This window comes from Streptomyces sp. NPDC031445, from assembly GCF_055581365.1.
This window is the reverse complement of the sequence record NZ_JBVIJO010000004.1, coordinates 156,321-170,505: the sequence shown is the minus strand read 5'-3', so window position 1 is coordinate 170,505 and position 14,185 is coordinate 156,321. Positions and strand designations below refer to the sequence as shown.

At 68.6% G+C, this 14,185-nt stretch carries 13 protein-coding genes; all 13 read right to left on the bottom strand.

The features are described 5' to 3' along the window. Positions 1-822 carry a 30S ribosomal protein S3 gene (rpsC, locus tag ACZ5DC_RS13490; protein WP_014674374.1) on the bottom strand — a complete coding sequence of 274 codons (822 nt, stop codon included), beginning with the start codon at positions 820-822 and terminating at the stop codon, positions 1-3. Then, positions 822-1,169 carry a 50S ribosomal protein L22 gene (gene rplV, locus ACZ5DC_RS13485; RefSeq protein WP_006130776.1) on the bottom strand — a complete coding sequence of 116 codons (348 nt, stop codon included), beginning with the start codon at positions 1,167-1,169 and terminating at the stop codon, positions 822-824. Before rplV ends, rpsC begins: the two co-directional genes overlap by 1 nt. 43 nt (positions 1,170-1,212) lie before the next feature. Continuing rightward, positions 1,213-1,494 carry a 30S ribosomal protein S19 gene (gene rpsS / locus ACZ5DC_RS13480; RefSeq protein ID WP_041665437.1) on the bottom strand — a complete coding sequence of 94 codons (282 nt, stop codon included), beginning with the start codon at positions 1,492-1,494 and terminating at the stop codon, positions 1,213-1,215. 12 nt (positions 1,495-1,506) lie between these two features. Further along, a complete protein-coding gene (gene rplB / locus ACZ5DC_RS13475; protein ID WP_041665436.1) occupies positions 1,507-2,343 on the bottom strand; it encodes a 50S ribosomal protein L2 in 837 nt (278 codons plus the stop codon). Positions 2,344-2,381: 38 nt separating this feature from the next. After that, positions 2,382-2,801 carry a 50S ribosomal protein L23 gene (gene rplW / locus ACZ5DC_RS13470; protein WP_069779216.1) on the bottom strand — a complete coding sequence of 140 codons (420 nt, stop codon included), beginning with the start codon at positions 2,799-2,801 and terminating at the stop codon, positions 2,382-2,384. Then, entirely contained in the window at positions 2,801-3,457 is a 657-nt protein-coding gene (gene rplD / locus ACZ5DC_RS13465) for a 50S ribosomal protein L4 (protein ID WP_366748560.1), read from the bottom strand. Before rplD ends, rplW begins: the two co-directional genes overlap by 1 nt. An 8-nt stretch (positions 3,458-3,465) precedes the next feature. After that, the gene (rplC, locus tag ACZ5DC_RS13460) at positions 3,466-4,110 is read right to left on the bottom strand and encodes a 50S ribosomal protein L3 (RefSeq protein ID WP_129307396.1); all 645 of its coding nucleotides are present in this window, start codon (positions 4,108-4,110) and stop codon (positions 3,466-3,468) included. Positions 4,111-4,126: 16 nt separating this feature from the next. Further along, a complete protein-coding gene (gene rpsJ, locus ACZ5DC_RS13455) occupies positions 4,127-4,435 on the bottom strand; it encodes a 30S ribosomal protein S10 (protein WP_003948644.1) in 309 nt (102 codons plus the stop codon). A gap of 477 nt (positions 4,436-4,912) precedes the next feature. Further along, positions 4,913-5,419 carry a hypothetical protein gene (locus tag ACZ5DC_RS13450; RefSeq protein WP_468652309.1) on the bottom strand — a complete coding sequence of 169 codons (507 nt, stop codon included), beginning with the start codon at positions 5,417-5,419 and terminating at the stop codon, positions 4,913-4,915. Between the two features lie 3 nt (positions 5,420-5,422). Next, on the bottom strand, positions 5,423-6,763 hold the full coding sequence (locus ACZ5DC_RS13445; RefSeq protein WP_468652307.1) for an AAA family ATPase: 1,341 nt from the start codon (positions 6,761-6,763) through the stop codon (positions 5,423-5,425). 141 nt (positions 6,764-6,904) lie between these two features. Continuing rightward, positions 6,905-9,961, bottom strand: a complete 3,057-nt coding sequence (locus ACZ5DC_RS13440) for a glycosyl hydrolase 115 family protein (protein ID WP_468652305.1) — start codon at positions 9,959-9,961, stop codon at positions 6,905-6,907. A gap of 731 nt (positions 9,962-10,692) precedes the next feature. Beyond that, positions 10,693-11,886, bottom strand: a complete 1,194-nt coding sequence (gene tuf, locus ACZ5DC_RS13435; RefSeq protein ID WP_014674366.1) for an elongation factor Tu — start codon at positions 11,884-11,886, stop codon at positions 10,693-10,695. 156 nt (positions 11,887-12,042) lie between these two features. Next, positions 12,043-14,169 (bottom strand): elongation factor G, encoded by a 2,127-nt coding sequence (gene fusA / locus ACZ5DC_RS13430; protein WP_366748557.1) that lies wholly within the window; start codon positions 14,167-14,169, stop codon positions 12,043-12,045. Positions 14,170-14,185 lie beyond the last annotated feature (16 nt).

Below are 14,185 nucleotides of genomic sequence, written 5' to 3'. Positions count from 1 at the left end.
TCAGGCCTCCGTTCCGGTGCTCTCAGCCGGAGCGGCGGCGGGGGCCTCGGCCTTGGGGGCCTCGGCACCGGCAGCCTGCTGCGGCTTGCGACCGCGCCGCTCGCCACCGCGGCCACCACGGGCCGGGCGGTCGGCGCCACCGCGGGCCGGGCGGTTACCCGCACGGGCGGCAGCGTTCTCGGCGCGGACCTCGGCGATGTTCTTGACGTCGCCCTTGTAGATCCAGACCTTCACACCGATGCGGCCGAAGGTCGTCTTGGCCTCGAAGAAGCCGTAGTCCACGTTCGCGCGGAGCGTGTGCAGGGGCACGCGGCCCTCGCGGTAGAACTCCGAGCGGGACATCTCGGCGCCGCCGAGGCGGCCACCGCACTGGATCTTGATGCCCTTGGCGCCGGCCTTCATGGCGGACTGCATGCTCTTGCGCATGGCCCGACGGAAGGAGACGCGGGAGGAGAGCTGCTCGGCGACGGCCTGGGCCACGAGCTGAGCGTCGGTCTCGGGGTTCTTGACCTCGAGGATGTTCAGCTGGACCTGCTTGCCCGTGAGCTTCTCGAGGTCACCGCGGATGCGGTCGGCCTCGGCGCCACGGCGGCCGATGACGATGCCCGGACGAGCGGTGTGGATGTCCACACGCACGCGGTCACGGGTGCGCTCGATCTCGACCTTGGAGATGCCGGCGCGCTCCATGCCGGACGTCATCATCCGACGGATGGCGACGTCTTCCTTGACGTAGTCCTTGTACAGCTTGTCGGCGTACCAACGCGACTTGAAGTCGGTCGTGACACCGAGCCGGAACCCGTGCGGGTTTACCTTCTGGCCCATTACCGGGTTCCTTCCTTGCTGCTGACGACCACGGTGATGTGGCTGGTCCGCTTGCGGATCCGGTAGGCACGGCCCTGGGCACGCGGACGGAACCGCTTCAGGGTCGGGCCCTCGTCGACGTAGGCCTCGGAAATGAAGAGGCTGTCGACATCGGTGTGGTCGTAGTTGTGCGCGGCGTTGGCGATGGCGCTGTCCAGCACCTTGCCCACCGGCACCGAGGCGGCCTGCGGAGCGAATCGCAGGACGGCCTGGGCCTCCGTGGCGTCCATGCCACGGATGAGGTCCACCACGCGGCGGGCCTTCATGGGCGTGACGCGGATGTACCGCGCCTGGGCCCTGGCTTCCATGGTTGTCCCTTCAGTTACTTACGTGTCTGAATGCGATCCGCTGCTAGCGGCGCTTCGACTTCCGGTCTTCCTTGACGTGACCCCGGAAGGTGCGCGTCGGCGAGAACTCGCCGAGCTTGTGGCCGACCATCGACTCGGTGACGAACACCGGGATGTGGGTCTTGCCGTTGTGCACCGCGATCGTGTGGCCCAGCATCGCCGGGACGATCATCGAGCGACGGGACCAGGTCTTGATGACGTTCTTGGTGCCGGCTTCGTTCTGCGAGTCCACCTTCTTGATGAGGTGGTCGTCGACGAAGGGCCCCTTCTTCAAGCTACGAGGCATCTCAACCCGTCCTTAGCGCTTCTTGTTCGTCTTGCGGCGGCGGACGATGTACTTGTTCGACGCCTTCTTGGGCGAACGAGTACGGCCTTCCTTCTTGCCCCACGGGGACACAGGGTGGCGACCACCGGAGGTCCGGCCCTCACCACCACCGTGCGGGTGGTCAACCGGGTTCATGACCACACCACGGACGGTCGGGCGAACGCCCAGCCACCGCTTGCGGCCCGCCTTGCCCCAGTTGATGTTGCTCTGCTCGGCGTTGCCGACCTCACCGACGGTGGCGCGGCAGCGCGCGTCCACCATGCGGATCTCACCGGACGGCATGCGGAGGGTCGCCATGGCGCCCTCACGGGCGAGCAGCTGCACCGAGGCACCCGCGGAGCGGGCGAACTTGGCGCCGCCACCGGGACGGAGCTCGATCGCGTGGATCGTGGTACCGACCGGGATGTTGCGGAGGGCCAGGTTGTTGCCCGGCTTGATGTCGGCCCCGGGACCGTTCTCCACGGTGTCGCCCTGCTGCAGGTTGCGCGGGGCGAGGATGTAGCGCTTCTCGCCGTCGGCGTAGTGCAGCAGCGCGATGCGCGCGGTGCGGTTGGGGTCGTACTCGATGTGCGCGACCTTCGCCGGCACGCCGTCCTTGTCGTGACGACGGAAGTCGATCACACGGTAGGCGCGCTTGTGTCCGCCACCCTGGTGGCGAACGGTCACACGACCGGCGTTGTTACGGCCGCCCTTGCTGTGCAGGGGACGGACCAGCGACTTCTCCGGCGTGGACCGCGTGACCTCGACGAAGTCGGCGACGCTGGCGCCACGACGGCCCGGCGTAGTCGGCTTGTACTTGCGGATTCCCATTTCTCAGTCCTCGTCCGATATCGGACGATCCGACCCGCTTACGCGGTCGGACCGCCGAAGATGTCGATACGGTCGCCCTCGGCGAGGGTCACGATCGCGCGCTTGGTGCCCGCGCGCTGGCCGAAGCCGGTGCGGGTCCGCTTGCGCTTGCCCTGGCGGTTGATCGTGTTGACCCCGGTGACCTTGACGTCGAAGACCGCCTGGACGGCCTGCTTGATCTGGGTCTTGTTGGCGTTCGGGTCGACGATGAACGTGTACTTGTTCTCGTCGAGGAGCGCGTAGCTCTTCTCGGAGACGACCGGCTTGAGCAGGACGTCACGGGGGTCCGTGTACGACTTGCTCAGCGGGGTCTCGACGGTGTTCTTGCCCTCGGTGGCGTGGCGGCGCGCCTTGGCGACGCGCGCGGCCTTGGCGGCCTTGGCGGCCTTCGAGGCAATGGCGGGGTGACGGATGGCCATCAGACCTCGCTCCCTTCGGTGTCGTTGGCCTTGTTCGGGCCGGCGACGAAGGACTCGAAAGCGGCCTGGGTGAAGACCACGTCGTCCGAGACGAGAACGTCGTACGTGTTCAGCTGGCCCGGCTCCAGGATGTGGACCTGGGGCAGGTTGCGGGCGGACAGCCACGCGGCCTCGTCGGCGCGGTCGACGACCAGGAGCAGGTTCTTGCGCTCCGAGATCTTGCCGAACAGCGACCTGGCGGCCTTGGTGCTGGCGTTCCCGCCCTCGACCACGCCGGAGACGACGTGGATGCGGTTGTGGCGCGCCCGGTCGGTGAGGGCACCGCGCAGGGCGGCGGCCTTCATCTTCTTCGGGGTGCGCTGCGAGTAGTCGCGCGGCACGGGACCGTGCACGACGCCACCACCGGCGAACTGCGGCGCGCGGGTCGAACCCTGGCGGGCGCGACCGGTGCCCTTCTGGCGGTACGGCTTCTTGCCGCCACCACGGACTTCACCGCGGGTCTTGGTCTTGTGCGTGCCCTGGCGGGCAGCGGCCAGCTGCGCGACGACGACCTGGTGGATCAGCGGAACGCTGACCTTGGCGTCGAAGATCTCCGCGGGGAGCTCGACGGAACCGGCCTTCTCGCCCGCCGGCGAAAGGATGTCAACAGTGCTCATCGGTTACCTCAGGCCCCCTTGGCCGCGGTGCGGACCAGGACGAGGCCGCCGTTCGGACCGGGAACCGCGCCCTTGATGAGCAGCAGACCCTTCTCCGCGTCAACGGCGTGGACGGTCAGGTTCTGGGTGGTGACCCGCTCGTTGCCCATGCGACCCGCCATGCGGAGGCCCTTGAACACACGGCCCGGGGTGGCGCAGCCACCGATGGAACCGGGGGAGCGGTGCTTGCGCTGGGTGCCGTGTCCGGCGCCGAGGCCCTTGAAGTTGTGACGCTTCATGACACCGGCGAAGCCCTTGCCCTTGCTCTTGCCGGTCACGTCGACCTTCACGCCGGCCTCGAACACCTCAGCGGTGATCTCCTGGCCCAGCGTGTACTCGGAGGCGTCCGCGGTGCGGATCTCGACGAGGTGGCGACGGGGGGTGACGTCGGCCTTGGCGAAGTGGCCCTTGAGGGGCTTGTTCACCTTGCGCGGGTCGATCTCGCCGAACGCGATCTGGACGGACTCGTAGCCGTCGACGTCGTTCGTACGGACCTGGGTGACGACGTTGGGGCCGGCCTTGACGACGGTGACCGGAACAACACGGTTGTTCTCGTCCCACACCTGCGTCATGCCGAGCTTCTCGCCCAGGATGCCCTTGATCTGCTTAGCCATTCTCAGCCCACCAGCCTCAGAGCTTGATCTCGATGTCGACACCGGCCGGGAGGTCGAGTCGCATCAGAGAGTCAACGGTCTTGGGGGTCGGGTCGAGGATGTCGATCAGGCGCTTGTGCGTGCGCATCTCGAAGTGCTCGCGCGAGTCCTTGTACTTGTGCGGCGACTTGATGACGCAGTACACGTTCTTCTCAGTGGGCAGCGGCACCGGGCCCGCGACCGACGCACCGGTACGGGTCACCGTCTCGACGATCTTCTTCGCCGAGGAGTCGATGACCTCGTGGTCGTAGGCCTTGAGCCGAATGCGGATCTTCTGTCCCGCCATGGCTACTCAGTAGTCCTGTCTCTTCTCACGCTCTGGAACCCGGTGGTTCCTGCATTCCCTCGTTCTCCGACCCACGCGGTCGGGCGTGTCGTACTCCCGCTGACACAGATGTCCCTTGTTCGAACATCCCTGCGGGATTGACACGGCCCTTCCGGAACCGCGGACCGGGGACCTCGGGCCCACCGGGCGCCTGGCCGGTGCCGCGCCCACGCTTCCCGGAAGATTCCCGTACGTCCGTCCCAGTGCTGCCCTGGGGCAGTTAGGACGACGAGTACTGTGGGACTCGCTTCCGGTCCTCCCGGCGGGAGGCGCGCAGCATCAACACTCGACCGAGCAACTCGGACAGTCTGCCATATGGGGCAGGCAGACCGCCAATCTAGCCGAAGAGATTACCCCGAAGGTGACGTAGGTCAAACCGAGGCGCGTGCGGCGTACCCGACGAAGGCGGTCGAGTCGGCAAGCTCCCCAGCGCATCACTCACGGCAGCTCGGCCCACGTCCCCATCGTCGCCTCCAGGGTCCAGATCCGGACCTCCGCTAGGACGCGCGCCGCGTACAGATCCCGCTCGGCGACGATGCTCAGATCACCGGTGCCGAGCTGCTGGCGTACGGCGTGCTCGGCCAGATCCATCCCCGTCGTACCGCCGTCGCACAACGAGCCGAGGAACGCTCCGTCCCAGGTGCGCTCGTGCAGCACCCAGGGAGCCTCACCCGCCGCGGTCTTGCGCAGCATGCTCAGGAAGGTCCCCGCACAGGTGCGGCGTGCCGCACCGTCCTTGATCTGGAACACGTGGTTGCCGGTCTCCACCACCGTCGCGGTGGGCAGCACGAACCGGACCCTCGCCTTGAGCCGGTCGTCCATCTCCGCGAGGATCCGCGGACGGTGACCGTTCATGTGAGGCACATCGAGGATCTCGACGAAGACCGACGTGTCGAGGAAGTCGACGACAGGGAGCCGGAGCCCCGAGCGGTGCTGTCTGCTCAAGACTCACAGGCTCCTCAGGAAGTCCTCGACGCTGGCCACGCCCGTGTGCCGGGGGCGCACGGCATCCGGCAGGCGGTTCTTCGTCACCGCGTCACCCAGGTCTCCCGCGGCCAGCAGGTCCACATAGCCGGGGAGCTCTGTGAGGCGAGCCAGCACGCTCTCCCCCGACTCCGGGTCCCTGCTGCACACGACGACCCCCGAATGGTCTTGCGCCTCAAGGGAATTGAGCAGCGCGGGACTGTGCGTGGTGAACAGCACGTCGATGCTGCGCCGTTCGGACTCCGCTTTCATCAGGCGCAGCACCCGCGCGGCCTGCGTGGGGTACAGGCCGTTCTCCACCTCTTCGATCACCAGGTGCCGCTGGGCCCGGAGGGGCCCGTCGTCCCCGTCGGAGACCGGGGCGCTGAGCAGGGCCGTGCCGAAGGCCAGGAAGCGCAGCATGCCGTCGCTGAGGAGCCGTGCCGGCACGTCGTGGTCAGTACCGTGGTAGCCCGACTCGCGCAGTACGAGCTGCACGTCACCGAGCCGGGTGTCGACCGTGCTGATGTCTCTCACCGGATACTCGGGCATGCCCGCCACAAGCTCCGTGAGCTGCGCGAAGGCAGCGGGGTCGGTCTCCCGCAACCCCTCGACCGCCGCGCTCAGATTGTCGGCGCTGCGCCGGAGTTCCGTGTCGCGCGCGTTGACGTACTGCCTCATGAGGTGAGGCACCGGGTCCAGCAGGAAGACCTCACGCAGTACGGCCAGGACGTCCTGTGCCGCCCTGTGCACCAGCTTGGTCGCTTCCGTGGTCGCGGGCAGACGTACCGGCACCTGGCTGGTCAGCAGGCGGTCGGCGGCGAACGGAATACCCGGGTCCAGGCCCCGGCGCCCGTTGAAGTACCGGACCTTGAGATCGCTGCGGCGCGGGTCCGCCGGGTCGCTGGCCAGGAGCGAACGGCCCGCTGCGAGCCTGCGCCCCCCGTAGGGGACGCCTTCGACCGCCGTCAGTTCCTCCCTCAGGATCCGCACCTCGGGCTGTACCGCGATCTCCACGTCCAGATCGAAGACCGCCTGGCCCGAGCGGACGCGGCAACCGAGCTGGAAGCTGTCGTTCCCCAGGGGCGCGCACCCCTCGGCCCCGCCCCGGATGGGCTCCTCGGTGCCGGTTCTCGGCCCGTCCAGCGCATCCCGCACCGGCTCGCCCAGCGCCAGGCGGGACAGCACCATCAGTCCGTCCAGGGCGTTGGACTTGCCACTGCCGTTGCGTCCGATCAGCACCGTGAGGTCCTGCAACGGCAGACGCTGGCCCGTGAAGCTCTTGAAAGAGGTCAGGCGCACCTCCTCCAGGCGGGGGGTTTCCACCGCGCGCACCTCTCTCACTCGCTCCGGCCCGGCTCGTCCTGGCGTCCAGCTAAGCAGCAGCCCTCACGAACCGTCCAACGATGACCGGCCACGGCCCGCCGCCAGTCGTTCACGTGCAGTCGTACCAGAGCTTATGCCGCTCTACGGCCGGCCCTCCTCCGCCCGACGGCTCTCCACCGGCCCCAGGTACAGCGCCGGCAGGCCCCCCGTGTCGATCAGCAGGCGCTGCACCACCACCGTCGGGTCCACCATCCAGAACCTGAGTCGGTGGACGCCCGGCTCGGTCACGGTGTGCGTGGTCGCCGTCGCGTTGACGTTGTCCGAGGTGTGGCGGGCCCAGACCGTGTTCAGGGCGCCGTCGTCCGCGCCCGCGGTGATGTCGACGGTCCGGACCGGGCCGTCGTCCAGCGAGATGCCGTAGCGCAGGCCCGGGACGCCGGGGAGGGCCGGGTTGCGCGGGGACAGGTGGGCCCACACCGTCACCTCGCCGGGGGCGGACAGCAGTGTCACCTCGTACTCCAGGTGCGGGGAGGAGCCGCCGGGGGTCCGGCTCGGGGACGTCACCGGCCACGGTGTCACGCCCGCCCCGGTCCGTCCGATGCCGTCGATGCGGCGCCACTGGCCGACCGCCCGGTCGTAGTGCCCGGCGTCGATCGCCACGTAGCCGCCGGCCTCCACGAAGCCGCGCGCCCGCACGCCCGACGGTCGCTCCGCCACGCACCGCACCGGCACCGACGCCCCCGCGCCGCGCACCGTCAGGGTCGCCTCCGCGCGGCCGGCGGGCAGGCGTGACCAGTCCACCTCCACCTCCAGGCGGACCTGCTGGTCCACCCGGCCGCGCGGGCGGTCCACCCGCAGCCACGGCGCCGAGACCGACACCTCGTACGGGAAGGGCGTACGGCCCCGGTTGAAGATCTCCACGTACTGCCGGGGGCGGGACTGGTACGGGCTGAACGGCGGCAGGGACGCGGCCGAGGAGGAGCCGCCCGGCCACCACTCCCCCGCGTCCTCCGCGCCGTCCACCGACACGCCCAGCTCCGCGCCCGAGGGCACCTCGACGCGCCGCACCGCGGGGAACAGCACGTCCGGCAGCGCCACGTTGTCCTTCTCCGGCTGCTGCCAGCCCGCGTTGGGTCCGTAGCGGTCGACGTCGCCGTAGTCGATGTGGGGCTGGGTCTGGAAGCCCCGCCACTTGCCGCCGGCGACACCGGAGCCGAAACGGTCCGCCAGGGCGAAGTCCCGGCCGAGTGCGGCTTCCGCCCGCGCGGCGAGGTCGTTCGCCGCGGCCCGGCCCTGTGCCGCGTACAGCAGGCTCGTGAACTCCGCCTCCCGCAGCGCGTACAGGTTCGCGGTCGCCGTGACCGCGTAGCCGGCCAGTTCGAACCACGCGTCCCGCAGCCGCTCCGGCAGTCTGCGCTCGACGCGTTCCGCGCGGCGGCCCAGCGCGCGCCACTCCTCGGTGACCCGTTCCAGCTCCCGGTGCGCGAAGTAGTAGGGGCTCTGCCGGTCGTCGTACACGACCTGGTCGCCCACGAGAGTGATCCGGCGGTTCAGCAGTTCCGGCTTGCGGCGGCCCTGGAGCCGGCCGTAGTCCGCCAGCAGGGAGGCGATCTCCTTCGCCTGGGCCTCGCCGAAGTTCTGGCGGGCGTAGCGCTCCTCCCAGGCGCCGAGGCGCTCCAGCGGCCAGGCGTCGGGGTTCCAGGCGTAGGAGAGGAAGAACTCCGTCGGCAGCTCGTTGCCCTTCAGGTCGCCGACGTTGGCCACCCACAGGCCGTGGTTGCCGTAGGCGTGCGCCTGGTGGAGCTGGTCCCAGACGTTCCTGAGGTTCGCGGTGTCGACCCACTTGTAGTTGCGGCCGGCACCGACGTAGTCGAAGTGGTAGTACAGGCCGTAGCCGCCGGTGCGCGGGCTGTCCGGGTGCTTGCGGATGTTGCCCCAGTTGTCGTCCGTGAGGACCACGGTGACGTCGTCGGGGGCGCGCAGGCCGCGGTCCCAGTAGCGCTGGACCTCCTTGTAGAGGGTCCAGACCTGGGGGGTCTCGGCCGCCGGTCTGCCGGTCACCTCCTCGATGATGCGGCGCTGGTCGGCGATGATCTGCTGCATCAGTTCGATGCCGTCGCCGTCGGGCAGGCTGGTGTCGCCGTTGCCGCGCATGCCGAGGGTGACGACGCCCTCGAAGCCCTGGTCGGCCATGCGCTGGATGCCGGCGCGCCAGTACGCGCGGATCGCCTCGGGGTTGCGGCGGTACGACCACTCGCCCGTGCCCCCGTAGGGGTCGGTCCCGGAGCCGGCGTGCCGGTTCCACTCCTCGATGCCCCGCATCATCGGCGCCTCGTGGGACGTGCCCATGACGATGCCGTACTCCGCCGCCCGGCGGTGGTTGTCCGGGTCGTCCTCCGCGAACGCCCGGCCCCAGACCGCCGGCCACAGGTAGTTGCCCTTCAGGCGCAGCAGGACCTCGAAGACCCTCGCGTAGAAGTCGGCGGTGAAGCCGCCGGGGTACCCCGGTGCCTTCCCCTCGCCGAAGTACGCCGGTGCCCAGGTGCCGAGCGCCGGGTTCTCGTCGTTGATGAAGACGCCCCGGTACTTCACCACCGGGGTGCCCTGGGTGAAGCGTCCGGCCGTCACCCAGACCGCGTCGCGCCGGGCCGGCGGTACGTCGTCCCACCAGTGCCAGGGTGAGACGCCGATGCCGTACGAGACGTCGTAGGCCCCGAAGATCGTGCCCCGCGGGTCGCTGCCCGCGATGACGAACGCCCGCTCCACACCCGGCATGGGGTGCTCCACGACCGTCTGGAGCGAGGTCTCCCACCTGCCTCGCACGCCCGTGACGTCCAGCTTCCCGGACCGGATCAGGCCGTCGATCAGCGGGCTGCGGCCGATCGTGCCGAGCAGGACCGGGAAGCGGCCGATCGTCGTGCCCGGGCGCACGCCGGTCACCCGCGCCAGGTCGTCCCGGAGGTCCCCGGCCACCCGTACGACCCCCGGGTGGTCCTCCGCGCTCACCACCACGGGCGCGCCGACCAGCGAGAACACCCCGCCCGTGAACGAGATGTACGCCCCCGGCTCCGTCACCCGGAGCCCGTCCCCCGGGGTGGCGGCCGCCGTCCCCGACGCCCCCACGGGCATCGCGGCCAGCCCCGCGCCCAGGACCGTCCCGCCGAGCACCGTCCTACGGCTGACGTGCGCAGACGACATACCTCACCCCTCCAGCCGCTTCCGCATCTATTTGCTCATCGGCATGACAAATAGTGGGGGGAGGCGGGGGCGGGGGGAACGGGTCGTACACGCCGAATACTTTCGGAGCCGTCAGTGGGCCGCGCCCGCGAACAGGAGGCCGTCTTCCAGCACCGGGTTGTTCGCCCGGAGCAGGTTGCCGCCCGGCGGGAGGCCGATCGTGCTGCGCCGCCCCTGACCACCCCCGGGTCGCGCACCGACACCGTCAGGGTGCAGGCCGGCTGCCCGGTGATGGTGTTCGAGGAGGCGACCGGCGGCTGGATCCCGTGCACCACGGTCTTCGCGTCCGGTCCGGGGCACAGCGCCTCCAGCGGCACGGACACCCGGTGTCCCCGGTGCCGCACCTCGCGGCGTGGCCCAGGTGACCGGCAGGCCGTGCGCTCCGCCGACCAGCCCCCGAAAGCCCTCTGTCTCCACGGCGACGCCCTCATCGCTCAGGGTCCGCGACGGCTCCAGCGACCCCTTCAGACCCGGGGGCGAACAGTAGGCCGACGGTGAAAGCGGCCAGGGGCGCGGGACGGCTTCCGTAGCCGGCGGTGGGCGGTGGTGGCAGCCCTTGGCACCGCACCGGCCGCCGTAAGGGGCGGACACGCGAAGAGGCCCGTACGACCGGAGTCGTACGGGCCTCTCGCAGGTCGAGACCTTCGGGTCAAGTACTGACCCTCGGGCCGTCAAGCCTCAAGCAAGCGGACTTACTTGACGATCTTGGTGACCTGGCCGGCGCCCACGGTGCGGCCACCCTCACGGATGGCGAACTTCAGGCCCTCTTCCATGGCGACGGGCTGGATGAGCTCCACCTTCATCTCGGTGTTGTCACCCGGCATGACCATCTCGGTGCCCTCGGGGAGGGTCACCACGCCGGTCACGTCCGTCGTGCGGAAGTAGAACTGCGGACGGTAGTTGTTGAAGAACGGCGTGTGGCGGCCACCCTCGTCCTTGGAGAGGATGTAGGCCTGCGCCTCGAACTCGGTGTGCGGGGTGACCGAGCCCGGCTTGATGATGACCTGGCCGCGCTCGACGTCCTCGCGCTTGATGCCACGGAGGAGCAGACCGACGTTCTCACCGGCCTGGCCCTCGTCGAGCAGCTTGCGGAACATCTCGATGCCGGTGACCGTGGTGGTGGTCTTCTCGGTCTTGATGCCGATGATGTCGACGGTCTCGTTGACCTTCAGGACACCACGCTCGATACGGCCGGTGACGACCGTACCGCGACCGGTGATCGTGAAGACGTCCTCGATCGGCATGAGGAACGGCTTGTCGACGTCGCGCTCCGGCTGCGGGATCGACTCGTCGACGGCCTTCATCAGGTTGAGGACGGAGTCCACCCACTCCTGCTCGCCCTCGAGGGCCTTGAGCGCGGAGACCTTGACGACCGGAACGTCGTCGCCGGGGAACTCGTACTCGGAGAGGAGCTCACGGACCTCGAGCTCGACGAGCTCCAGGATCTCCTCGTCGTCCACCATGTCGGCCTTGTTCAGGGCGACGACGATGTACGGAACGCCGACCTGGCGGGCCAGGAGCACGTGCTCCTTGGTCTGCGGCATCGGGCCGTCGGTGGCGGCGACCACCAGGATCGCGCCGTCCATCTGCGCGGCACCGGTGATCATGTTCTTGATGTAGTCCGCGTGACCCGGGCAGTCGACGTGGGCGTAGTGACGCGCCTCGGTCTGGTACTCGACGTGCGCGATGGAGATGGTGATACCGCGCTGACGCTCCTCAGGAGCCTTGTCGATGTTGTCGAACGGGGTGGCCTCGTTCAGGTCCGGGTACGCGTCGTGCAGCACCTTGGTAATGGCGGCCGTGAGGGTCGTCTTACCGTGGTCGATGTGACCGATGGTGCCGATGTTGACGTGCGGCTTAGTCCGCTCGAACTTCGCCTTCGCCACTGGGGTCCTCCTGTGGAGTGGTTCTGTACGCCTTACTTCATCGGCGCCAGGTGATCTTTGCTGTAAAGGCCCGGAACCCGGGGCAAACGCTCACGATTGCGGACGTTTGCCCCTGGAGGCTCCGGAGTCAAGCCTACGGCGTGTGAACGCGGTGCGTTACTCGCCCTTGGCCTTCGCGATGATCTCCTCGGCGACGTTCCGCGGAACCTCGGCGTAGGAGTCGAACTGCATCGAGTAGCTTGCGCGACCCGACGTCTTGCTGCGGAGGTCGCCGACGTAGCCGAACATCTCCGACAGGGGCACGAGGCCCTTCACGACGCGGGCACCAGCCCGCTCCTCCATGGCCTGGATCTGGCCACGGCGGGAGTTGATGTCGCCGATGACCTCACCCATGTAGTCCTCGGGCGTGGTGACCTCGACGGCCATCATCGGCTCAAGGAGCACAGGGCTGGCCTTGCGCGCGGCCTCCTTGAAGGCCTGCGAACCGGCGATCTTGAACGCCAGCTCGGAGGAGTCCACCTCGTGGTAGGCACCGTCGAGCAGCGTGACGCGGACACCGGTCATCTCGTAACCGGCGAGGATGCCGAACTGCATGGCCTCCTGCGCACCGGCGTCGACCGAAGGGATGTACTCCTTCGGCACGCGGCCACCGGTCACCTTGTTGACGAACTCGTACGAGGCGTCGCCGCTCTCGATCGGCTCGATCGCGATGATGACGCGGGCGAACTGACCGGTACCACCCGTCTGCTTCTTGTGGGTGTACTCGACCTTCTCGACCGCCTTGCGGATGGTCTCGCGGTACGCGACCTGCGGCTTGCCGACGTTGGCCTCGACCTTGAACTCACGGCGCATACGGTCGACGAGCACCTCGAGGTGCAGCTCGCCCATGCCGCCGATGATGGTCTGGCCGGTCTCCTCGTCCGAGTGGACCTGGAAGGACGGGTCCTCCTCGGCCAGGCGCTGGATCGCGACGCCCAGCTTCTCCTGGTCGCCCTTCGACTTGGGCTCGATGGCGACCTGGATGACCGGCGCCGGGAAGTCCATGGACTCCAGGATCACCGGCTGCTTGTCGTCGGACAGCGTCTCACCGGTGGTGGTCTGCTTCAGGCCCATGACGGCGACGATGTCGCCGGCGCCCACCGACTCGATCTCCTCACGCTTGTTGGCGTGCATGCGGTAGATCTTGCCGATGCGCTCCTTCTTGCCCTTGACGGAGTTCAGCACGGAGGTGCCGGACTCCAGGCGGCCGGAGTACACGCGGACGAAGGTGAGCTTGCCCAGGTGCGGGTCGCTCATGATCTTGAACGCCAGCGCGGACAGCGGCTCGTCGTCGGACGGCTTGCGCTTGATGACCGTCTCCGGGTCCTTGACGTCGTGGCCCTCGATGGCCTCGATGTCGACCGGGGACGGCAGGTAGCGCACGACCGCGTCGAGCAGGGGCTGGACGCCCTTGTTCTTGAACGCGGTACCGCAGAACACCGGGGTGACGGTGGTGCCGGTGCCCTTGCCGGACGCGATGGTGATACGACGGATCGCGGCGTACAGCTGCTCCTCGGTGGGCTCCTCGCCCTCCAGGTACAGCTCCATGATCTCTTCGTCGTTCTCGGCGACGGCCTCGACCAGCTTGCCGCGCCACTCCTCGGCGGCCTCGGTGTGCGTGGCGGGGATGTCGACGGTGTCGTACATCTCGCCCTTGGTCGCCTCGGCCGACCAGACCAGGGCCTTCATCTTCACCAGGTCGACGACGCCCTTGAAGTCCGCCTCGGCACCGATCGGCAGCTGCATGACCAGCGGCTGCGCGCCCAGACGGTCGGAGATCATGTCGACACAGCGGTGGAACTCGGCACCGGTGCGGTCGAGCTTGTTGACGAAGCAGATACGCGGAACGCCGTAGCGGTCCGCCTGACGCCACACCGTCTCGGACTGGGGCTCCACGCCGGCGACGCCGTCGAACACCGTCACAGCACCGTCGAGCACGCGCAGGGAACGCTCCACCTCGACGGTGAAGTCGACGTGACCCGGCGTGTCGATGATGTTGATGGTGTGGTCGACGTCCTCCAGCGACCAGTGACAGGTGGTGGCAGCAGAGGTGATCGTGATGCCACGCTCCTGCTCCTGCTCCATCCAGTCCATGGTGGCAGCGCCGTCGTGGACCTCACCGATCTTGTAAGACACACCGGTGTAGAACAGGATCCGCTCGGTGGTGGTCGTCTTGCCCGCGTCGATGTGGGCCATGATCCCGATGTTTCGGACCCTGGCCAGGTCAAGTGAAGTGGTAGCCATAAGGCTTCAGTCTTCT